Annotated in this window: 15 protein-coding genes; 8 read left to right on the top strand and 7 right to left on the bottom strand. The window is 38.2% G+C overall.

Annotated features, from left to right (window positions below):
- Positions 1-54 precede the first annotated feature (54 nt).
- The 6 genes from GJU39_RS09850 to ruvX are packed head-to-tail and all read right to left on the bottom strand — an operon-like array spanning position 55 to position 3852.
- Positions 55-378, bottom strand: coding sequence for a hypothetical protein (locus GJU39_RS09850; RefSeq protein WP_342448192.1), 324 nt, complete (start codon positions 376-378; stop codon positions 55-57).
- Positions 375-1130 (bottom strand): hypothetical protein, encoded by a 756-nt coding sequence (locus GJU39_RS09845; RefSeq protein ID WP_154280621.1) that lies wholly within the window; start codon positions 1128-1130, stop codon positions 375-377. The genes GJU39_RS09850 and GJU39_RS09845 overlap by 4 nt, the downstream gene beginning before the upstream one ends.
- A gap of 48 nt (positions 1131-1178) precedes the next feature.
- Positions 1179-2015: a glucosaminidase domain-containing protein gene (locus GJU39_RS09840; protein WP_154280620.1), complete on the bottom strand. Its 837-nt coding sequence runs from the start codon at positions 2013-2015 to the stop codon at positions 1179-1181.
- Between the two features lie 56 nt (positions 2016-2071).
- Positions 2072-2743, bottom strand: a complete 672-nt coding sequence (locus GJU39_RS09835) for a glucosaminidase domain and LysM peptidoglycan-binding domain-containing protein (RefSeq protein WP_154280619.1) — start codon at positions 2741-2743, stop codon at positions 2072-2074.
- Positions 2744-2791: 48 nt separating this feature from the next.
- Positions 2792-3427: an O-methyltransferase gene (locus tag GJU39_RS09830; protein WP_154280618.1), complete on the bottom strand. Its 636-nt coding sequence runs from the start codon at positions 3425-3427 to the stop codon at positions 2792-2794.
- A gap of 8 nt (positions 3428-3435) precedes the next feature.
- Positions 3436-3852, bottom strand: coding sequence for a Holliday junction resolvase RuvX (gene ruvX / locus GJU39_RS09825; protein ID WP_154280617.1), 417 nt, complete (start codon positions 3850-3852; stop codon positions 3436-3438).
- 182 nt (positions 3853-4034) lie between these two features.
- On the opposite strand from ruvX, the gene GJU39_RS09820 reads away from it, so the two are divergent.
- The 4 genes from GJU39_RS09820 (at position 4035) to GJU39_RS09805 (ending at position 10177) form a co-directional block, all read left to right on the top strand.
- Positions 4035-5183, top strand: coding sequence for a DNA polymerase III subunit (locus tag GJU39_RS09820; RefSeq protein WP_154280616.1), 1149 nt, complete (start codon positions 4035-4037; stop codon positions 5181-5183).
- Between the two features lie 2 nt (positions 5184-5185).
- Positions 5186-6679 (top strand): PSP1 domain-containing protein, encoded by a 1494-nt coding sequence (gene ricT, locus GJU39_RS09815; RefSeq protein WP_154280615.1) that lies wholly within the window; start codon positions 5186-5188, stop codon positions 6677-6679.
- Entirely contained in the window at positions 6648-7139 is a 492-nt protein-coding gene (locus GJU39_RS09810) for a gliding motility lipoprotein GldH (protein WP_154280614.1), read from the top strand. The genes ricT and GJU39_RS09810 overlap by 32 nt, the downstream gene beginning before the upstream one ends.
- Before the next feature lie 179 nt (positions 7140-7318).
- A complete protein-coding gene (locus tag GJU39_RS09805) occupies positions 7319-10177 on the top strand; it encodes a TonB-dependent receptor (protein ID WP_154280613.1) in 2859 nt (952 codons plus the stop codon).
- 106 nt (positions 10178-10283) lie between these two features.
- On the opposite strand, the gene GJU39_RS09800 is transcribed toward GJU39_RS09805, so the two are convergent.
- Positions 10284-11585, bottom strand: coding sequence for a UDP-N-acetylmuramoyl-tripeptide--D-alanyl-D-alanine ligase (locus tag GJU39_RS09800; RefSeq protein WP_154280612.1), 1302 nt, complete (start codon positions 11583-11585; stop codon positions 10284-10286).
- An 86-nt stretch (positions 11586-11671) separates the two neighbouring features.
- On the opposite strand from GJU39_RS09800, the gene GJU39_RS09795 reads away from it, so the two are divergent.
- From GJU39_RS09795 to GJU39_RS09780, 4 genes are all read left to right on the top strand, one after another.
- Positions 11672-14167, top strand: coding sequence for a M14 metallopeptidase family protein (locus GJU39_RS09795; protein ID WP_154280611.1), 2496 nt, complete (start codon positions 11672-11674; stop codon positions 14165-14167).
- A gap of 199 nt (positions 14168-14366) precedes the next feature.
- Positions 14367-17588, top strand: coding sequence for a SusC/RagA family TonB-linked outer membrane protein (locus tag GJU39_RS09790; protein ID WP_154280610.1), 3222 nt, complete (start codon positions 14367-14369; stop codon positions 17586-17588).
- Positions 17589-17604: 16 nt separating this feature from the next.
- Positions 17605-19032: a SusD/RagB family nutrient-binding outer membrane lipoprotein gene (locus tag GJU39_RS09785; RefSeq protein WP_154280609.1), complete on the top strand. Its 1428-nt coding sequence runs from the start codon at positions 17605-17607 to the stop codon at positions 19030-19032.
- Positions 19033-19695: 663 nt separating this feature from the next.
- Complete coding sequence (locus GJU39_RS09780) at positions 19696-22833, top strand: SusC/RagA family TonB-linked outer membrane protein (RefSeq protein ID WP_245227775.1); 3138 nt, start codon at positions 19696-19698, stop codon at positions 22831-22833.
- Positions 22834-22836 lie beyond the last annotated feature (3 nt).

The following is a 22836-nucleotide window of genomic DNA, read 5'->3' as shown; positions in this document are numbered from 1 at the left end:
TTTTAAGAGAATGATTCTCCAGTTCATTACAGATTTGCCTGCCAAAATGAGTGGTTAAATTATTTTAAGCCAGCCATACCAATTTCCGTTTTTAAGATAATCTCTATCTAAATCATACTTATAGGCTTCTTTTTCAAATATGATATTAAGATAGGCGGCATGGTGATTTTTATATCGAACCAGGTTGATAAGATAATTGATCAGGTATAAAATATAAAAAGGTAATACCAATAATTCCAGCTGTTGCCTGAGATGGATTTTTTCGTGGTTAATCATGCTCCAGTCCGTTTTAAGTTTTACGTTTTTGAGTAAGATGAACGGAAAAATTGCCATTCCTGCTGCGGGCAGGTTTTTAACAATTAAAATGGGCGCTTTCACAGCTTTTCGATCGTTATATCAGGTAGTTTAGGCAACTGCAAAGCCTTCGGATTGAGGCGATAACTCCGGTAAGCGTTTTTAATAAATACGTTAAAAGAGTAATCATCTGCATCCAGCACAAATTGATAAGTTGGCCGGTATTGCTGCATAAAATCAGTGAGTTCGGCATCTTTTATTCCCAGTACCTTTTCCACCAGATTGGCATTAAAACGGTAGTCAATCAAATCTTCATGGTAATCTTTTTCCAGTATTTTCTGAAGATGGCGGGCGTTCCTTCCCTGCCGGCTTAACAGATTATAGATGGCATCAATACCAAGGCCAACCCCTCTGTTACCTAAGCTGAGAATATCTTTGCCGCTGCCTTTTTTAGTTTGATAGCGGTATTCCTGTACCGATTTTTCATAAAGCTGTTGTGGCGACAATCTTTTCTGCTGAATAACCACATCCCTTAACCTGATTCCCAGTGATTTTAACTGAAAATAGGCTGCTGTCTGGCCATGAAAAACAATCGTGTCTACACCATAACCAGAAAGTGCAGCCACCAGCGTATCTCCGGGAATCGCCTCAGTACTAAATTCGCCTTTAGTATTATTATACAGCCCATCGCCGGTGCGCAGATTGTAGATGTAAACTTTTGCCAAACGCTGCTTGCTTTCTTTATCAATAACAATGCCCTGCACAGGTTTAGTTTGTGCATAAACAAGCATCGAAAAGAAGCTAAAAAATAAGGTTAAGGCGGCAAAAAGTTTCATTAGTTTACAAAACTACAAATATCCTGCACGGAATGTTTAGGCTTAACATTATTTAACCTTCAATACCTGTCCAAGTTTAATGCCATCTGCGGTCATTTCATTCAGCATTTTAAGTTCATCAACACTTAAGTTAAATCGTTTCGCAATGTTGTATAAAGTATCGCCTTTTACTACAGTATAGGTGCCATCTGCAAGAATTGGTTTAGCGCCTGGCGGAGGAGTTTCAACAGGAGCAAATTTTTCTTTTTCTTTAGGAATATTCTGGTTAATTTCCGTAAAAACGCGGTCTTCTCTGGCAATTTTCTGCTTTTCGCTTTCCGGCTGATCATATTGATTCAACTGATATTTCTCAATCACCCCAATTAGCAAATCAGGATATTTTGGATTAGTGGCATAACCAGCTGTCTTTAAGCCCTGTGCCCAGCTTTTATAATCGTTTCTATCCAATTGGAATAAAAAGCTGTAGCGTTTCCTTTTTAAAAACTCAGAATGGTCTCTGAACGATTCGCGGGCATCTTTATACACCCTAAAGCAATCATTTTTTTGATCATCATCGCGGAAATAGTTCTTCCCCTTCCACTCTGAAGTACACTTAATGCCAAAGTGATTGTTGGCATATTTCGCTAAATCACTGTTTCCACTGCCCGATTCTAAAATTCCCTGCGCCAGGGTTATGCTGGCCGGAATTCCATCAGAATTCATCTCTTCAATAGCAACGCCCTTAAATTCATCAATATAGCTTAACGTATTGTAGCTTTTATAAGAATTGTTATTGGCTTTGTTTGCCGCTTTTTCGATCTGCTTATTATTCTTCGAATATTTACGCGTTCCGCAAGAACTTAAAAAAAGCACGGCAAAGGCTAAATAGAGATAATTGAATTTCATTGTGATGGTTAAGTAAGGATGATTTTGATGAAAATTGCGGAGACTTAGCGGAACAATTACAATCTTAGTTTCTGACCGGGTTTTAATTTCGAACTTTTCAAGCCATTCTTTTTCATGATGGCTTTAGCAGTTGTGCCCTTCCTTTTAGCAATCAGATTTAAATTGTCGCCAGATTTTACCGTGTATCTTGCGGAATTAAAATGTCTCTTTTTTCGGTGATAAACAGGTTTGGCGTAAACAGGTTCAACATAATCGGCAGGGCGATCATCATATCTGTAAAGTTCGTATTTTTTCACCAGGGCAATTACCTGGCTGGCCCAGGTTCGGCTTTGTGCATAACCCGATCTTGCAATTCCCCTCGCCCAGCCTTTGTAATCGTATTGATCATATTTATCAAACAGGCTATTAAACTGCGGCCGGGTTTCCATAATCTCTACAAAATGATTATAAGATGCTTCATCGCTATCGTAATCGCGGTAAGAAGAGTGGATTTCTGTATTATCATTCGGGCCTTTAACACCAAAATGGTTATTTAAATGCTGTGCTATTTTACTGTTTCCGGCAGCTGATTCATGAATGGCTACGGCTAAAATAACACTTGCAGGTATCTTATGGTCCTGCATTAATCCCTGCGCATAATCTAAATGCTCGGTGATGTAATTTTCTGTTTCCTGGGCTTTGGCAATAAATCCACTTAAAAGGATGAAGCAAAAAGTAAGTATTCTCATTATTTATTCATTTTATACATTGCTTTATACAAAGCAATAAAGGCTGTTTTATTTTTTTCTAATTACAAACAGGCCATCTCTAACGGGTAAAATTAATTTTTCAACACGCTCATCTTGAGCTATTTTATCATTAAAACTAGTAATATTTCTAGTGTCTTTATCTTGTTTATCCTGAAGAACTTTTCCACTCCATAGTACATTATCCACAATGATTATTCCGCCAGGGCGAACGCGATCAAAAATTAAATCATAATAGGTGCCGTTGTTTTTCTTGTCCGCATCGATAAAAACGATATCAAATGTTTCGTTTAAATCATTTACCGTTTTGGTAGCATCACCTAAAATGTAATGGATTTGGCTGTTGTATGTTGATTGAGCAAAATGATTTCGAACCATATCTTCCAGTTCAACATTAATATCCAAGGTATAAAGAATGCCATCACCGGTTAATCCCTCTGCCAGGCATAAGGTTGCGTAACCGGTAAAAGTTCCGATTTCAAGAATGCGTTTTGGCGAAACCATTTTACTGATCATACTCAAAACCCTTCCCTGATAATGGCCTGAAATCATTCTCGGCATCAAAACCTTCAGGTTTGTTTCGCGGTCTATTTGTTGTAGCAGCTGATTTTCAGGCTCGCAATAGTGGATCAGTAAATCTTGTAAATCGTCGTTTATGAGGCTCATGTATTCGGTTATAAACGGTTGGTTTCCATAAAATATTGTAAAATGATGGTTGCTGCGATCGCATCTACTCGATCTTTATCTCTCCTGTCCATCTTTTTTAAGCCACTTTGCATAATCGCCTGATGCGCCATTTTTGAAGTAAAACGCTCATCAACCCAATGCTGCGGAATGGTAGGGAAGGCTTTTTTCAATAGTGTGGAAAAACCTTTAACATGTTGTTTAGAATCAGAATCTGTTCCATTCATTTGTTTCGGATCGCCAAGTACAAAGGCCTCCACCTGTTCAGTAAGCAGGTATTTTTTAATGTATTCAATCGCATCCTTTGGGTGTACGGTATCCAATCCTGTTGCAATAATCTGCAAAGGATCGGTAACGGCAATGCCGATCCGCTTGGTGCCATAATCAAAAGCTAAAATCCGAGCCATAAATATTAAAAGCAGCAAAGGTAAGGATTTTGAAATAATCACTAAACCTCGCAGGTTTTTAAAACCTGCGAGGTTTGTTCGGCTCAATATTCAGGAGAATGTAAGTCAAAAAAGAGTGTTCTATAAGTAAGTTCATTATCTCAAATGTGCTAATCTCGTATCTATTTCTTATTTTGCACCAAATGCAGTTTAGAGATATCATCGGACAGGAAAAAGTGAAGCAACAATTGGTACAAACGGTTAAAGAAAACCGGATGAGCCATGCGCAACTTTTTTTGTCGCCCGCTGGTTCCGGAGCTGTGGCTTTGGCCGTTGCTTATGCACAGTACGTAAACTGCTTAAATAAAGGTGATCATGATAGTTGCGGCGATTGTTCAAGCTGTAGAAAATACGAGCGATTGATCCATCCGGATTTGCATTTCTCTTATCCCTTCTTTGCTTCCGCCAGCACAAAAGTAGCTGTAGATGTTTTAGAAGAATGGCGAAACATGTTTTTGCAAGACCCTTATTTCGACATGGATATATGGCGTTCAAAACTTGATGCAGCAAATAAACAAGCCAATATTCCAATTGCAGAATGCCACGATATTATAAAAAAACTCAGTTATAAAGCTTTCGAGGCAGAAACGAAGGTTTTAATTATGTGGCTGCCGGAGTATTTAGATAAAGCAGGAAACGCCTTACTGAAATTAATTGAGGAGCCACCTGCAAATACACTCTTTGTCTTAATTGCACAAAGCCAGGATCAGATTTTAACCACAATTCTCTCCCGGACTCAAATTGTTAAGATTCCAAAATTAAGTGGCGAGGAAATATCCGGATACCTGCTAGAAAATAGTGGATTAACCGAGCATCAGGCGATTGATTATTCTTTCCTCGCTGATGGAAATTTAATCGAGGCAAAAGCTTTGGCTGCAGATACCCAAAGTGATAGTTCAGGTACCTTCACCGCCTGGCTGCGGATGGGTTTTGGAAACAAAGTGCCCGATCTGATCGATTTTACAGATGTAGCTGCAAAATGGGGAAGAGAGAATCAAAAGAATTTTTTAAAGTATGGCGTAAATTATTTACGTGAATGCTGTTTAATTATAAGCGGGGCAGAAGAATTAGTAAAATTACCTCCCCTAACCTTAGAAACGGCAAAAAAATTAAGTACACATGTACTCAGTCTACCAATGGCGGAAGCCATAATCAGCGAATTGGAAAAGGCGCATTACCATATTGAACGGAATGCAAACCCAAAAATTCTCTTTTTAGATGTATCTTTACAATTGGTAAAAATTATCAAGTTTAAAACGCTCCCCGCGGGGACTCAATATATATACAATTAGTTATGGGATGTGGAAGTTGTTCAACAGGTGGTGGTTGCACCCCTAATGGATGCAAAAGTAATGGCTCATGCGGCACCGGTGGATGCCAGACAATGGAAGTTCACGATTGGCTATCCAATTTGGATATGCCCTCAAATTATAAACCTTTTCAGGTTACAGAAGTAAAATTCAAAGGCTCCAGAAAGGAGTTTTTCTTAAATACCGATAACATATACCTGGAAATCGGCGAGTTGGTGGCTGTTGAAGGGCCAACAGGTGGTTTTGATGTAGGCCATGTTTCGCTTACCGGCGAACTGGTTAGGGTTCAAATGAAGCGCAGAAAAACGCCGCTGGATCAGGTAGTAAAAAAGATTTATCGTAAGGCTACCGAGGCTGATGTAGAGAAATGGAATGCTGCTAAAGAGATGGAATGGGAAACCATGCATAAGGCCCGTAAGCTTGCTCTGGATCTTCGTTTATCGATGAAAATCAGCGATGTTGATTATCAGGCAGACAAGACCAAGGCTACTTTTTTTTATACGGCAGACGGCCGGGTAGATTTTCGTGAATTGATTAAAAAGATGGCGGAAAATTTCCGCATCAGGATAGAGATGCGCCAGATTGGAATGCGCCAGGAAGCTGGCCGTTTGGGTGGAATTGGTTCTTGCGGACGCGAACTCTGCTGTTCTACCTGGCTTACCAACTTTAAAACGGTTTCTACAGCTGCAGCCCGATACCAGAACCTATCTTTAAATACCTTGAAACTTGCCGGTCAGTGCGGTAAGCTGAAATGCTGTTTAAATTATGAGTTGGATACTTACCTGGATGCGCTAAAAGATATCCCGGATCGTATTGAAAACCTGGATACTGAAGCGGGTTACGCAAGGCATCAAAAGACAGATATTTTTAAGAAGATTATGTGGTTTAGTTACCAGGGTGATGAAAACTGGATTCCGGTTAAAGCAGCCCGTGTAAAAGAAATCATGGTAATGAATAAGGCCGGTAAAAAAGCGCCGAACTTAAAAGAAGAAGCTGTTCAAATGGCTGCTCCTGTAGTCGTTGAAAAATCTTTTGATTATGAAAATGTAGTTGGTCAGGATAGTCTTACCCGTTTAGATGAACGTTCTAAAGGTAAAAGCAATCAAAACCGTAATCAAAAAAGTAAAACAAATAGCAGTCAGAACAGAAGGGAAAGAATTCCTGCAGGCGAGAAAAGTCCGCAAGCAAATCCTAAACCTCAACAGGCCACTAACAGGGCTCCGCAAAACGGACCTAAAGTGCAACAAAATGCAGGTGCTAAGCCACAGCAAGCGGTACAGAAACCACAGCATGTTAATGGACCAAAGCCACAAAACAATAACCCTAAGCCTCAAAAACCAGAAGTTAAAGCAGATGGTGAAGCCCCTGTAGACGGTGTAAAGCCAGAGCAAAGCAAGAATAAAAATAGAAACAACCGCAGGAAAAATAATAACCGCAGAAAAGATAATGGTTCAGAGAATAAACCTGCTGCTGAATAAAAAACAAGCTTATCTACTTGTTTTCCTCCTTGGTGCATCCCTTTTTGTGGGTTGCACTTCCAGTATTATCGATTCTAATGTTAAAGTTCCGGAACGGAAATGGACATATAGAAACCATATGGTTAACTCCTTTGAAATAAAAGACAGTACCAGGCCTTATAATATCTATTTTAAGCTAAGGCACACAGCTGATTACAAATATTCCAATATTTATATTCTGGCTCATTTCAAAGATGGAAAGAATACAGTAACAAAACGTTATCAATATAAATTAGCCAAGAATGATGGTGAATGGCTTGGAAGTGGCTCAGGAAACATCTTCAGCTATGTGCTCCCCATGCAAACAAACTATCATTTTCCAAAAAACGGAAAGTTTAGTATAGAAATTGAGCAAAACATGAGAGATAATCCAGTGGTTGAAGTGGTAGATTTAGGTATTTTAGTAGAAGAGACTCAATAATCTGCTTTTCTTGGGCTAAAAATCTTAAATTTCCGTTTTTTACTTGTTTTTATGGGGTTATGCTGCGGTATTATAGTCTTTAATTTGTATTTCTGCTGGTTATAGAAGAAATAATGGCTTAGATAATCGTTATTGTAATAAAATCGTTATCATTGTTTTACCAACTAAATCAATGACTTATGATAAAAACATTACTCAAAATCTCCCTCCCAATTTTTTTTCTCATTATCTCCAGCCAATTATTTGCACAAAGTTTGCAGGGAAAGGTATCTGATTCAACAGGTGTTGCTATCCCGGGTGCCAGTGTACAGGTGGTGGGCCAGAAGATTGGCACCTCGACTGATGGCAATGGTATGTACATCTTAAAATTTCCTGCTGCAGGTACCTATAAAGTTAGGGTTACCTTTACCGGATATGTAAATGCAGAACAGGAAGTTGCTATTGAAAATACAGTTAAAACACTAGATTTTTCTTTATCAGAAACCAAATCAGATTTGGGTGATGTTGTTGTAATCGGTTCCAGATCCACACCGAGAACAAATATTGAAAGTGTTGTGCCAGTCGATTTAATTTCATCGAAAGATGTAAAGGTTTTCGCTCAAACAGATTTGACGCAGATTTTGAACTTCGTAGCGCCGTCCTTTAGTTCAAACAGACAAACTGTTGCAGATGGAACAGATCATATAGATCCGGCATCCCTGCGTGGGCTTGGGCCAGATCAGGTATTGGTTTTGGTGAACGGGAAACGAAGACATACTACAGCGCTCGTAAACATTAATGGTACTTTCGGACGTGGCTCAGTAGGTACAGATTTAAATTCTATTCCAGTATCTGCGATAGAAAGAATTGAGGTTTTACGCGATGGTGCTGCGGCGCAATACGGCTCTGATGCTATTGCAGGGGTAATCAATATTGTGTTAAAGAAAGTTACGCCTTATAGTTTCTCCACATCTTTCGGGCAGTCTGATTCCAAAGCTTTGGGAAGAGAATTTAGCGACGGGCGAACCTTTCAGGCAGACTTTAGTAAAGGCTGGGCATTCAAAAATGATAAAGGCTTCATCAATTTAGCTGCACAATACCTGCAGCGCGATTTTACCAATCGCGGTGGTTTAGATACCCGCCCGCTATTGTACTCGGCTAGTCCAACAAGAGGTGCTGCCGAAACCGAAGCTGCATTTCAGGCACGTTTTGCTAATTTGAAAGCAGCAGATGATGCAAGAGCTTCAGCTAACGGCTTAGATAGGAATAACATGCGCGTTGGTAATTCAGATTCTAAAAACGGCGGTGCTTTCTTAAATGGCCAGTTTAATTTCGGTAAAACCACTCAACTCTATTATGCTGCAGGCTTTACCCATAAAACCGGAAGTGCAGCAGGTTTCTATCGCCTGCCTACCCAAACCACACAAATCGACTTATCAATTTATCCCAATGGATTTCTTCCTTTAATTGATACAAAAATTAATGATTATTCTCTTTCTGTAGGTTTGAGGGGAAAAGCGGGTACCTGGGATTATGATTTAAGTAATACGAGCGGAGAAAATAACATCAAGTTTGATATTAACTACACGGTGAATGCTTCGCTACCCACCGGAACAAGTCCGACATCATTTTATGCCGGAGAGTTAGTTTTCAGACAAAATACAACCAATTTTGATATCAATAAAAAGCACATTATTGATGGTGGATTTTTAAGTTCATTGAATACGGCCTTCGGTGCGGAGTTCAGGGTAGATAATTACCAGATCAAAGAAGGCGAATTATTGTCTTATGCAAACGGTGGCCGGTTGATCGGAACTTCACCAACAGCATCCGGAGCACAGGTTTTTCCAGGTTTTAAGCCAGGGAATGCTTTAGATCAATCCAGGAACAATGTGGGTGCCTATGCAGATTTTGAAGCAGAATTTGGCCCCAGGGTAACTTTAGGTGCAGCCGGCCGGTATGAAAACTACAGCGATTTTGGATCCAACTTCTCTTATAAATTTACAGGTAAGGTTAAGCTGATTGGCGATGTTGCTTTACGTGGTGCTTATGCAACAGGATTTAGAGCCCCGTCTTTACACCAGCAATATTTTAATAATGAAAGCACGCAGTTTGTAGGAACAGTTGCTACGCAGGTATTAACGGTAAACAACAGTAATCCAATTGTGGGTCAGTTTGGTGTAGGCGAGCTTAAGCCAGAGATTTCAAAATCAGGAAGCATCGGTTTGGCTGGTCGGATTGCTAAAACATTTACATTTACTGTCGATGCTTATAACATTGATATCAGTGATCGGATTGTATTCTCCAGTCAATATGCAAGAGAACGTTCCGGCGGTGTTTTAGTTCCGACGGGGGTAGTTAACCAGATTTTAAACACTGTAGACCCAACTGCTCAAATTAACAGCGTGCAGTTCTTTACCAATGCCATTACCACCAATACTGCAGGTATCGATGTGGTACTAACCAATAAATTCACCCTGGGTGCCAAAAGCAGCCTAATTTTAAGCGTTGCCGGGAATGTGAATAAAACGGTAGTAAGAAGCGTTCAGGGATCTGACCGAATAGAAAGCGACCCAACATTGAAGGCAAAACTTTTTGACCGCTTGGAGCGCTCACGTTTTGAGAGTTCCGTACCTAAAAATAAATTAAATATAACGGCAACTTACAACGTAGATAAATTATCATTTGTAGCCAGAACAGTTCGTTTTGGAGAGGTGACTTATTTAAATGCCATTGATCCGAATATCCCGGCAAATGGTTTACCAACGCAGCTTGATCAGACCTTTTCTCCAAAATGGGTTTCTGATTTTTCAGTAAGCTATGCCGCGAGTAAAGTTTGGTCGGTAACGGTTGGGGCCAACAATATCTTCGATATTTATCCAGACAAGTTGTACATCGATCCCAGAAATAATGCATCAAATTTCAATAGTTCACCTACAAGCAATTACTCTGGCGGGTTAGACAATACATCAAACGGAAGGTTTTTATATCCAAGGGCAGTAAGTCAGTTTGGCTTTAGCGGCCGGTACGTGTATGGCAAAATAAGCTGTACTTTTTAAAGAAAATAAACAAACAAACTATTGGCGTTATGCAGAAATGTATAACGCCTTTTTATTTACCATCACCTTAATTAATCGTTTAATTATTTAAGCAATTTCCAGTTGTTTATAAATACTGCAGCAGATTTTCAAGTTTCATTCCCCTGGATCCTTTTAATAAAACCAAATTGTTTTTGATTAGATGCTGTTGAAGATAATTCGCTGCTTCTGCCGGGGTTTCAAAAAATATCCCGTTCAGCTGATCTTTAAAGGCATAAAAGTATTTTCCAATAAAAATAATTTGATCCAGGCCACTTTCCGTTGCCTGTTTGGCAATTAATTCATGCTGTGCAGCAGATTCGGGGCCAAGTTCAAACATATCTCCTAATACAGCAGTCTTTTGATCAGCAGATAATGCAGAAATGTTATTTAACGCAGCAGTCATGCTGCTGGGATTTGCGTTGTAGAAATCGCAAATCACGGTATTATGATCTGTTTTGGTTAACTGTGAACGGTTGTTTTTTGGCTCATAATTCGCTAAACCGGTATTGATTTCTTCAGGCTGCATATCAAAAAAATCTCCGATACAAATGGCTGCCAGTATATTTTCGAAGTTGTAGCTTCCTGTTAAATTCGTTTTTACCACAGAAGAAGTTTCATGATTAGTCCATTCTACCTCAATAAAAGGATCGCTGCTTTTTAACGCGCCCTTAATGGTATTGCCATTTTCAGTTCCATAATAAAGCAGTTTATTTAAGCCGGCATTTAAGCTCATTTCCATCAGGAAAGCATTATCCCTGTTAATAAAGGTATAGCCATGGTGTGCTTTCAGGTAAGCATAAAGTTCTGCTTTACCTTTTTTAACGCCTTCAAATCCTCCAAAGCCATCCAGATGCGCCATGCCTACATTAGTAATAATCCCATGAGTAGGTTGTGCAATAGTACAAAGCAATTCAATTTCTTTCTGGTGATTCGCTCCCATTTCAATAATGGCAATTTCTACCTGGCTGGTTATGGCTAAAATAGAAAGTGGAACACCAATATGGTTATTGAGGTTGCCAAAAGTGGCGAAGGTTTGATATCGCTCGGATAATACTGCATTAACTAATTCTTTGCTCGTTGTTTTACCGTTACTTCCGGTTAAGCCTATTACCGGAATGTTTAACTGCCCGCGGTGATGGCGGGCCAGGTTTTGAAGTGCAGATAAAACATCATCCACCAATAAGCATTTCTCGCTGGTTGCATGAGCCGCTTCATCAACAACAGCATAAGCCGCACCTTTCTCAATAGCTTGAGCGGCAAATACATTTGCATTAAAATTTTCACCTTTTAACGCGAAAAAGATAGAACCGGGAATAATATTTCTAGTATCAGTAGATATTACAGGGCTTTTTAGAAAGTGTTGGTATAATTCCTCAGTTTTAATCATGTTCTTCGTAAAAAATATGCTGTAAAATTAATGTTTAGCATCAACAAAAAGCAAAATTACTACATTAGATAAAATTTAATTGTTTTATGAAAAAAAGCATAGCGTTCTGTCTGTTTTTAATTGCCGCAACTGTTGTTTCTAATGCTCAGGTAAAGTCGCCTGATGAATTTTTAGGTTATGAACTCGGATCGCACTTTACGCCACACTATATAGTAGTTGATTATTTCAGGCAAACAGCTTTAGCTTCTCCCAAAAACATTAAATTAATTGAATATGGAAAAACCAATGAGGGAAGACCTTTATTAGTTGCCGTAATTTCATCAGAAGAAAATATTCTTAAAATAGAACAGATTCGGACAAATAATTTAAAGCTGACATCTGGAGGCAATACAAATATTGATTTAAGCAATCAGCCTGTTATTACCTGGCTAAGTTATAACGTACACGGAAACGAAGCTAATTCTACTGAAACTTCAATGAAAATGCTTTATACCCTGGCTTCCGGTACAAATAAAGAGGCAAGTGCATGGTTAAAAAATACTGTTGTAGTAATTGATCCTTGTTTAAATCCAGATGGAAGAGACCGTTATGTAAACTATTTCAATAGTGTAGTAGGTAAAGCGCCAAATGCTGATCCTACATCAAGAGAACACATCGAGCCTTGGCCGGGCGGCAGGCCAAATCATTATTATTTTGATTTAAACCGTGACTGGGCCTGGCAAACACAGGTAGAAAGTCAGCAAAGGTTAGCATTGTATAATAATTGGATGCCACAGGTGCATGTAGATTTTCATGAGCAAAGTTATAATGAACCCTATTATTTTGCGCCTGCTGCGGAGCCCGTTCATCAGGATATTACCCCTTGGCAAAAGAGTTTTCAAGTGGTGGTGGGAAAAAATAATGCAAAATATTTCGATGCGGAAGGTTGGCAGTATTTTACAAAGGAGCGTTTCGATTTATTATATCCATCCTACGGCGATACCTATCCTTTATATAATGGCGCTATTGGAATGACTTACGAGCAGGGAGGAATCAGGGCCGGTTTAGCAGTAGTAACCAATGATGGTGATACCTTAACTTTGAAAGATCGTATTGCGCATCATTTCACCACAGGGATGTCAACTGTCGAGGTTTCATCGCAAAATCACAATAAGCTGCTGGAAGAATATAAAAAGTATTTTCAGCAGGAATTGACTACTTCTCCCGGGGTTTATAGAACCTTTGTTATCAAGGCCAGTAATGTGTCTCGTCAGCAGAAGTTAGCTGAATTACTGAAAAAGAATAAGATTGAATTTGCTTACGGAGGGGAAAAATCCGGGAAAGGTTATGATTACGATACGCAAAAAGAAGAAAGCTTCACGATTGGAAGGAATGATCTGATTGTAAATACACTACAACCTCGTGCTGTTTTGGCAAATGTTTTATTAGAGCCGCAAACTTTGGTTACCGACTCTAATACTTATGATATTACTGCATGGGCTTTACCATATGTATTTGGTTTAAAAAGTTATGCAAGCAAAGAAAGCTTTAAGGGTAAATATCCGGATCTTGCAATTACGGGTGATGCATCAAATGATATTGAAAAACCTTTAGCCTGGTTATTCTCCTGGGGATCAGCAGAAGACGCGCAGGTTTTAAATAAACTTCAACAGGAAAACATTAAAGTTCGTCAGGCCGATCAGCCATTCACCGTTTCAGGAAAAGAATATCCTGCCGGAACATTGATTGTATTAAGAACGGAAAATGAACGGACTGTTAAAACTTTGAGAGCTAAAGTTGTATCTGTTACCAAACAGCTGGGCAAGCCTGTTTTAGGAATTACCAGTGGCTTTGTAGAGAAAGGAAAAGACTTTGGATCAAACGTTTATCCAATTTTAAAGCAACCAAAAGTAGCTATCGTTTCCGGAAATGAAGTTTCATCTTTAGCTTTTGGAGAAGTTTGGTTTTATTTGGAGCACGATTTAAATCTTACTCCAAGCATTATAACGGCTAAAGACATCAATAACCTGGATATTAATAAAGTAAATATGCTTATCCTCCCAGACGGAAGCTATAATGCCTTCATTGGTGATGGCCTAACGGCCTGGTTAAATAAAGGTGGAAAGCTGATCCTGATGGAAGATGCGGTTGAAAGCGTACTGGATAAAAAAGGATTTAACATTAAAAAGAAGGAAATTGCGGTTAAAAAGGATGAAAAACCAATACCAAGCAAATTACTCTTTAAGGATAAGGACAAAGATGATTACGAAACTTCAATTCCGGGGGCTATATATAAGGTGAATCTGGATGCTTCACATCCTTTTTCGTATGGTATCGGTAAAATGTATTATACCTTAAAAACGGATAGAAAAATATACCAACCATTTACCGAAGGCTGGAACGTTGGGACGGTAAATGAAAAAAGTTTAATGGCTGGAGTGGTAGGAAAACGAGTTCGCGAAGAGCTAAAATCTGGTTTATTGATTGGTGTTCAGGATTTCGGCCGCGGAACTGTGGTTTATTTAGCAAATGATCCGCTTTTCAGGAACTTTTGGGAAGGTGGGAAGACTCTTTTTAGCAATATTGTGTTTTGTAAGTATTAAAATTGGCAAAAACAGCGATAAATGTATTATTCTAATGGGATTTTAAAGTATTTTTAGCATTACACTTTCATTTTTATACTGCTTTCAGGAAGTTTAAGTTAAGTTTTGTTTAAATTTTTTAAAAAAAACTTGCGCTTAGCATTAAGTTACGCTATTTTAGGGTCTTTATTATACTACAGTTAACTAACCTATCTAGACTATGAAAAAACTCCTACCGAGTTTGTTCATCTGTGTGTTTTTTACGACATTCGTATGGGCACAGGATCGAACAATTACAGGAACAGTAACCTCTTCCGAAGACAAGCTGCCAATTCCAGGCGTAAGCGTAAAAATTTCAGGTGCCGCAGGCGGCACATCTACTGATGCTAATGGAAAATACGCCATTAAAGTGTCAGCAGAAGGCAAAACATTAGAATTCTCATCAATTGGTTTTGCTACACAATCTAAGCCTATTGGAAGTTCAAATGTAATCAATGCTGTCTTATCTTCAAATGCTAATGCTTTGGATGAAGTTGTGGTAACAGCTTTGGGCCAGGTTAGGAAGAAAAATACATTATCTTATGCGGCGCAGCAGGTGAAAGGCGAAGAACTTACACAAACACGGTCATCAAATGCGGCGTCTGCTCTATCAGGTAAAGTATCTGGTTTGCAGATTATTCAAGGCAATGCAATTGGTGGATCAACCAATGTCGTAATCAGAGGTAGTAAGTCTTTAACGGGGAATAATCAGGCATTATTTGTAGTTGATGGTGTTCCGGTCGACAATTCAAACAATAATTCTACTAACCAGAGAACAGGGAGGGGTGGTTATGATTATGGAAACGCGGCAGCAGATATCAATCCTGACGATATAGAATCGGTTAACGTTCTTAAGGGGGCTGCAGCAAGTGCGCTTTATGGCTCCAGAGGAGCCAATGGTGTAATTATGATTACTACAAAAAGCAGGAAGAGTAAAGGGATGGGGATAACGGTTAATAGTGGTTTAACTATTGGAACAATTGACAAATCAACTTTTCCCGAGTATCAAACTGAATATGGTGCTGGGTATTCAAGTGGATACGAAAGTGGAGATGGCTTCTTATTGATTGATGTTCAAGGTAATGGTGTTAAAGAAAAGGTTGTTCCCACTTCTGAAGATGCATCTTACGGGGCTAAATTTGACCCAAACCTACTGGTGTATCAATGGGATGCCTTTGACCCATACTCTCCTAATTATAAGAAAAAAACGCCGTGGGTTGCTGCTGCAAATAATCCATCAACATTTTATGAAACGGCAATTTCTAATAACAATAATATAATGTTTGATGGCGCATCTGATAAAGGGACAATCAAGCTGGGCTATACCAGAAGTGATGACAGGGGAACGTTACCCAATAGTAAAATTATTAAAAATATATTGAATTTTGGTTCTACATACCAAATTACCGATCGGTTAACCGCATCGGCACTTGCGAATTACTCAAAAGTTGAGGGTTTAGGAAGATATGGGTCAGGATATAGTGGGTTAAATGTAAACCAAAATTTTAGGCAATGGTATCAAACCAATGTTGATATGATGGCTCAAAAGGATGCTTATTTTAGAAATAAGCAAAATGTTTCATGGAATTGGGCTGACCCTTCTTCGCCTGAAGGTCTGGTGCCTAAATATACGGATAATTATTATTGGACAAGGTACCAGAATTATCAAAATGATACAAGGAGCAGGATTTTTGGGAATGCGTCTTTAAATTATAAGGCAACTGATTGGCTAAATATTCTCGGACGTGTTTCTTTAGATACCTACAATGAATTTCAGGAAGAAAGGGTTGCCGTAGGAAGTCAGGGAGCAGCTTCTTATGCCCGCACGGACAGGTCGTTCAACGAAACAAATTTTGACCTTATCGCAAACTTTGATAAAAATGTAACGAAGGACCTTAATTTGAAGGCATTGCTTGGAGGTAATATCAGAAAGAGTTTGTTGAACAGCGTTTTTTCAACAACAAATGGTGGACTCATTGTGCCAGGGCTTTATAGTATTTCTAATTCTGTTGGTGCCGTAGCAGCCCCTATAGAAAACTATCAGCCTAGAGAAGTTGACGGATTTTTTGGTGGAGCTACCCTGACTTATAATGAGTTTTTAACCTTGGAAGGTACTTTTAGAAGAGATAAATCTTCTACACTTCCGGAAGGCGGAAATGCATATAACTATTATTCGGTTGCTGGCAGCTGGTTGTTCTCTAAACAACTAAAAGATAAAGTTGACTGGATTTCATCTGGAAAACTACGTGTCAACTATGCTACAGTTGGAAACGATGCGCCTTGGGGAAGTACCAAAAATGTTTATACCTCTCAAAATCTATTTGGATCAAGCATTTTATTTGCATATCCTTTTACTACAAATAATCCTTCATTGAAACCCGAAAAGACAGAAAGCAGTGAGATTGGTTTAGATATGGCATTTTTGGATAACCGCATTGGTTTTGATGCTTCATATTACCTAACCAAAACGAAAAATCAAATTATACCGGTTGCGGTTTCTGCTGCAACAGGATTTACCAATACCTATGTTAATGCCGGCGTTATAAGAAATAATGGTGTCGAGGTTTCATTGTATGGTTCGCCGATTAAAACACAAAATTTTTCTTGGAACATTAACATCAATTGGACAAAAAATAACAGTAAGGTTTTGGAATTGTATAATGATAGTAAAAATTTACAATTAGCTAGTTTTCAGGCTGGTATAAGTGTTAATGCTACTTTAGGTGAGCCATATGGTACCATTCAGGGCAAAGATTATGTCTATAACGCAAACGGACAAAAAGTTATCGGTGCAGATGGATATTATCAATTAACATCAAGTACAACTAATGTTATTGGCAATATTAACCCAAAATGGATTGGGGGTATATATAATAGCTTTAAATATAAAAACGTATCCTTAGGCTTCTTAATCGACATCCGTTCTGGAGGCAATGTTTGGTCATTAGACCAATTTTATGCTACCTATACTGGTATTTTACCAAATACCGTGGGTTTAAACGATCTGGGTAATCCGGTAAGGAATCCGGTAACCAATAGTGGAAATAGCGGAGGCGTTATTTTAGATGGTGTAACAGAAGACGGTCAGGTTAATACTAAACGCGTAGTGATAGATGCCAATTCTCCTACCCTTCCTCAATCTGCATTTTCATACGATGCCAGTTATGTAAAATTAAGAGAAGCTACATTAACGTACTCTTTTCCTAAAGATATGATTTCAAAATGGGGCCCTGTCAAAGGGATTGATCTTTCTGTTTTTGGCAGAAATTTATGGATTATACATAAAAATCTTCCTTATTCAGATCCGGAAGAGAATTTGTCTTCCGGAAATGCGCAAGGGATACAAAGTGGTGCATATCCAACAACCAGGACAATAGGGATCAATGCAAAGCTATCATTCTAATTAAATCAACAATAAAATGAAAAAATCAATCATATTTTTTGCAATGCTTGTTTCTTTTGCAGCTTGTAAAAAGGATATTACATCACTTAATATCGATACCAAAAGGCCATCGGAAGTTCCTGCTGCGACTTTGTTTTCATATGCAACCAAATCTTACAGCGATGTTGTTACGAGTGCTAGTGTTAACAACAATGTTTTCAGATTCACTACAAGTCAATGGGCAATGGTAACGTATCAGGATGAAGCCCAATACGACTTCGGTACCAGAAATATTCCTCAAGCCTGGTGGACTACGATGTATAGAGAAGTACTCCAAAATTTAACCCAATCATCAACCATTATAAAGGCTAATACTACGTTAAATGCTGGTATAAAATCGAATCAACTGGCAATTATTGATATCATGCAAGTGTTGGCGTTTAGTACACTGGTTAATACTTTTGGCAACGTACCTTATAGCCAGGCGCTAGATCAACAAAATCTTTTTCCGAAATATGATGATGCGAAGACGATTTCGTTAGATCTATTAAAAAGGCTAAATACCGACATTGCCCAACTCAATACGGCAAGTGCTGGGTTTTCTGCAAATGAGGACCTTATTTTTCAAGGGGATGTTTCAAAATGGATAAAATTTGGTAACTCTTTGCGGATGCAGCAAGCTTTAATTTTAGCAGATGCAGACAATACGATTGCCAAAACTGCTGTAGAAGCATCAGATGCAGGTGCAATTTCTTCCGATGGGGATAATGCAGCTTTTAAATATCTGGCAGGTGCACCAAACCAAAACCCACTTTATGTTGATATTGTTACGGGTGGGCGTGGTGATTATGTGGCCGCAAAAGATTTGGTAGACAAATTGTTAGCGCTGGCAGATCCTCGTTTACCACAGTATTTTGGTACCAATGCAAACGGCGCTTATGTTGGTGGTATAGTTGGGCAGGTTAATACCATATCTGCTTTTTCTAAACCTGGACCTAAAGTTTATGCTCCTGATGCGCAAACCTTGCTGATGGATTATGTAGAAACTGAATTTAATAGAGCAGAAGCCGCTGAAAGAGGGTATGCTGTTAGCGGTAATGCAGAAACGCATTACAATAATGCGATTACGGCATCAATTTTATATTGGGGAGGTACTGCTACAGAAGCATCCAATTATCTGGCAAATCCACTGGTTTCTTATACAACTGCATCTGGTACCTGGAGAGAAAAAATAGGTGTCCAAAAATGGATCGCTCTTTATAACAGGCCTTTTAATGGTTGGACAGAATTAAGAAGATTGGATTTTCCAAAAATTACTGCGCCAGTAGGAGCTAAATCTGGTTTTCCTAACAGACTTAACTATCCAAGCAATGAACAGCAATTAAATGGCACTAATTACAGTCAGGCTTCTGGTGCAATTGGAGGAGATGTTGTAACCACAAAATTATTCTGGGATAAATTTTAATTAGCTTTTTTAAAGTAAATGAAGGCGGGTACTTTTTGAGTATCCGCCTTTTTTATAGAAAAATTATAAATAATTTAAAGCTGATTTTATTGTGGTATTTAGCAGTAACATTAATATAAACTTAGGTTTAGACATATGGGCTAGAAATAGCCATAATATTACTAAATATTCTCACTGCTTATTATTAAAGCTTATTAATCAAGATTTAATAGTTATCTGGAATAGAAAACCTTGCGAATTATTAATATAAGGTAAATTCACTCGCTCATCCATATATTTAATATCATTCATGTTCTAATTGTAAGTAATTCTAAAGCATTTTATTTTTTTTGTTAAACTATTAGTGTTACTTCTGATTGGAAGAGAGTTAATCGCTCAAAAAAATATATTTTACTCAAGAAATCTGCGTTTACTGACTTATTTATAAGTCAATTTCTATCAATATCATAATTTATGGATACTATTTAGGCACTTGCTTTAACGATTTAGTTCAAAAGAAGATCTTAAAATCAGTGGTATTTAAATTTTAAAATACTGATTGTTAGGTGGTTATGTTATTACTTCGCCAGGTTGTTAAAAAATGTTAAAAAATGTTTTTTTTCATGCTGATCAAAACTTAAATTAGAAGAATCATTAATCATTAACTAACCTATTTTTTAAATTATGAAAAAACTTCTACAAAGTTTGTTCATATTCCTGTGCATGGCTACGGCTACATATGCGCAGGATAGAACAATCACTGGTACAGTTACTTCAACGGAAGACAAATTACCAATTCCCGGAGTAAGTGTTAAAGTACAAGGTGCTCAAATTGGTACCATAACAGATGCAAATGGTAGATACTCATTGAGAGTTCCATCTGGATCAAACACATTAAACTTTTCATTTATTGGTTTTGTAACTCAAAGTAGAAACTTGGGTAATTCAAGTACAGTAAATGTTGCCCTGGCAGGTGATGCTGCTTCTCTTGATGAAGTTATTGTTGTTGCGGCAGGCTTAACGGCAAGTAAAAGGTCGTTAGGTACAGTTAACACTACCATTAAGTCTGATCAATTAATCGGCGCGAAACCTACTAATATCGCAAGCGGATTGCTTGGTAAAGTTGCTGGTTTGCAAATCAATGGAGTATCTGGTGGAACCAATCCAAACTTTAGAGTAGTATTAAGGGGACAAAGATCATTAACGGGAAATAACCAGGCGCTTATAGTTTTGGATGCGGTAATCGTTCCAAATGCTGTTTTAAGTAATTTGAATCCGGAAGATATAGACAATGTAACCGTTTTAAATGGCGCCAGTGGTGCTGCACTTTACGGATCTGATGCATCAAATGGTGCCTTAATTATTACTACTAAAAAAGGTAAACAAGGTAAACTGGAAATTAAGGCACAACAAAGTGTAACCGTTGAGCAGGTTGCATTCTTTCCTAAATTACAACAACAATTTGGTGGTGGCTCTGATAATGATCTGAAGATTTATTTAGGTTATGAAAACCAACAGTTTGGACCTGCTTTTGATGGCGTGCCAAGAGAAATTGGTTTGCCATTAGCAGACGGTACGGTAAGAACAAGCCCTTATGAATGGGGTAACGATAAATATGACTTCTGGGACAACGGATTAACCAGCCAGAGTGATTTATCTCTATCTTCTGGTGATGAAAAAGGAACACTATTTATTTCTGGCCAATATGTTGATGTAAGTGGTACACTTCCAAAGGACAGGTTTAATAAGGCAAATGTTCGTTTTAATGGGACTAGAAATTTACTTAAAAATTTATCGACTTCTTTTGCTGTAAGTTATGCTCAAAATCGCTATGATCAAACCACCTCAACTGGTTTTTACGATCAGATGTTACAAAGTCCGGGAAATTTGCCGATCACATCTTTTAAAGATTGGAAAAATGATCCTTTCGCTGATCCGGCTGGCTACCCAAATGCTTATTATACCAACCCTTATTTTAGTATTGACAATTTCCGCGAAAATGTTAGAAATGATTATTTAACAGGTAGTTGGGATTTGAAATATAGCCCTGCAACTTGGGTTGATTTGACTTACCGTGTCGGTTATAACTCTAGAAATAATACAAGAAAGTCTTATTCAGACATTTATAAATTTAATGATTATATCAAAACCCGGCCAGAAATCGGAGCTTACAAAAGAACAGATGTTGTTGGCGCTGTAACCGATGGATCTATTTATACAGGTCGAATTACGAATGAATTTCAGGCATCATTTAAGAAAACTGTAAATGATTTCAATTTTAATTTGATTGCGGCTGCATTTATGCGCCAAGATCGCACTAAAACAATGGAGTCAGCAGTAAGTGGATTGGTTCAGCCGGGATTATTCAATCTAAGTAATAGTACCAATACACCAACAGCAACGGAAACCAATTATTTAGCGCGTCAGCAGGCTATTTATGGGTTATTAAACGTGAGCTTCAAAAATTATTTGTTTTTAAGTGCAACAGCACGAAATGACTGGGATTCCCGTCTATCTGCAGCGAACAGATCATTCTTCTATCCGGCAGGTAACATCTCTTTCGTGCCAACAGATGCAATTCCAGCATTGAAAGAAATCAAGGCAATTGATTTCATCAAATTAAGAGCTGGTTTATCTAAAGTAGGTCTAGTTAACGTGGGCGGTGCTGAAAATACTTTAGGCGCCTATCGCTTAGATGCTACCTTTAACCAAAACTCTGGTTTTCCTTATAATGGAATTGGTGGTTTTACCGTAGGTAATAGCTTAGTATCACCTAGTATTACACCAGAGTTTTCTTATTCCTTCGAAGCGGGTACAGATATGTCATTCCTGAAAGATAGAATTAATGCAAGTTTTACTTACTACAGTACAAAAACAAAAAATCAAACCGTAACGGCAGCCGTTGCAAATTCTTCTGGTTATAGTAATTACTTGTTAAATGCAGGTCAAACCAGTAGTAAAGGTATTGAGACTACTTTAGCATTTGTTCCTGTAAGAACATCTAACTGGACAGTAACTGTTGCGGCTAACTATTCTCATTATAAAAATATGGTTGATGAATTACTAGCCGGAATCTCGAGTATAAATCTATCAAATACCACGAATGCAGGTTCATATGGTATTGCTGGTCAACCTTTTCCAGTTCTCCAAGGAAGATCTTATAATAGGGATAATGACGGAAGAATTATCGTAGACCGCGTTACCGGTTATCCTTCTGGAACATCTACGTTATCAGTTTTTGGAAACGCCGCACCTACTGATATTTTTGGTATTAACTTAAGCGCAACCTTTAAAGGGATTACTTTGACAGCTTTAGCAGAATACAGAGGTGGTTACTCCGTTTATAACGGTATTGGTTCAGGTAGTTTAGATTTTAGCGGTGCAGGTATCAATACGGTAGCTTACAATAGGGAGCGTTTTGTGATTCCTAACTCATCTTATCTTGATCCAACAACCAATACTTATGTTCAAAATACTAACATTACCATTAAAGATGGTGGTCCGGGTTATTGGACCATTGGTGGCCCTAGAACGAGTATTGACGAAAATTACATTACATCTGGTAACTTCTGGAAAATAAGAGAAATTACATTAGGTTATGATTTTCCTAAATCACTTTTAGCTAAATCTAAATTTATTCAGGCGGCTAGAATTAGTGCACAAGGACGTAACTTATTCATCTTCCTTCCTAAAACTAATGTATATACAGATCCAGAATACAACAGTAATACAACTTCTAGTAGTGGTAATGGGGTTGGTTTAAATGGAACAGAAACGCCACCATCCCGTTATTATGGTGCTACGTTATCACTTACTTTTTAATAC

Source organism: Pedobacter petrophilus (assembly GCF_009674725.1).
Classification (GTDB): domain Bacteria; phylum Bacteroidota; class Bacteroidia; order Sphingobacteriales; family Sphingobacteriaceae; genus Pedobacter; species Pedobacter petrophilus.
Note: the sequence above shows the minus strand (reverse complement) of the source record. Positions and strands in the feature narration are given on the sequence as shown.

Bases quoted from the DNA above. Each gene is read 5' to 3' on its own strand.
- ruvX (WP_154280617.1), bottom strand. From the start codon at position 3,852: ATGGCTCGGATTTTAGCTTTTGATTATGGCACCAAGCGGATCGGCATT.
- GJU39_RS09780 (WP_245227775.1), top strand. From the start codon at position 19,696: ATGAAAAAACTTCTACAAAGTTTGTTCATATTCCTGTGCATGGCTACG.
- GJU39_RS09810 (WP_154280614.1), top strand. From the start codon at position 6,648: ATGGTTCAGAGAATAAACCTGCTGCTGAATAAAAAACAAGCTTATCTA.
- ricT (WP_154280615.1), top strand. From the start codon at position 5,186: ATGGGATGTGGAAGTTGTTCAACAGGTGGTGGTTGCACCCCTAATGGA.
- GJU39_RS09830 (WP_154280618.1), bottom strand. From the start codon at position 3,427: ATGAGCCTCATAAACGACGATTTACAAGATTTACTGATCCACTATTGC.
- GJU39_RS09795 (WP_154280611.1), top strand. From the start codon at position 11,672: ATGAAAAAAAGCATAGCGTTCTGTCTGTTTTTAATTGCCGCAACTGTT.
- GJU39_RS09790 (WP_154280610.1), top strand. From the start codon at position 14,367: ATGAAAAAACTCCTACCGAGTTTGTTCATCTGTGTGTTTTTTACGACA.
- GJU39_RS09840 (WP_154280620.1), bottom strand. From the start codon at position 2,015: ATGAAATTCAATTATCTCTATTTAGCCTTTGCCGTGCTTTTTTTAAGT.
- GJU39_RS09835 (WP_154280619.1), bottom strand. From the start codon at position 2,743: ATGAGAATACTTACTTTTTGCTTCATCCTTTTAAGTGGATTTATTGCC.
- GJU39_RS09785 (WP_154280609.1), top strand. From the start codon at position 17,605: ATGAAAAAATCAATCATATTTTTTGCAATGCTTGTTTCTTTTGCAGCT.
- GJU39_RS09845 (WP_154280621.1), bottom strand. From the start codon at position 1,130: ATGAAACTTTTTGCCGCCTTAACCTTATTTTTTAGCTTCTTTTCGATG.
- GJU39_RS09805 (WP_154280613.1), top strand. From the start codon at position 7,319: ATGATAAAAACATTACTCAAAATCTCCCTCCCAATTTTTTTTCTCATT.
- GJU39_RS09800 (WP_154280612.1), bottom strand. From the start codon at position 11,585: ATGATTAAAACTGAGGAATTATACCAACACTTTCTAAAAAGCCCTGTA.
- GJU39_RS09820 (WP_154280616.1), top strand. From the start codon at position 4,035: ATGCAGTTTAGAGATATCATCGGACAGGAAAAAGTGAAGCAACAATTG.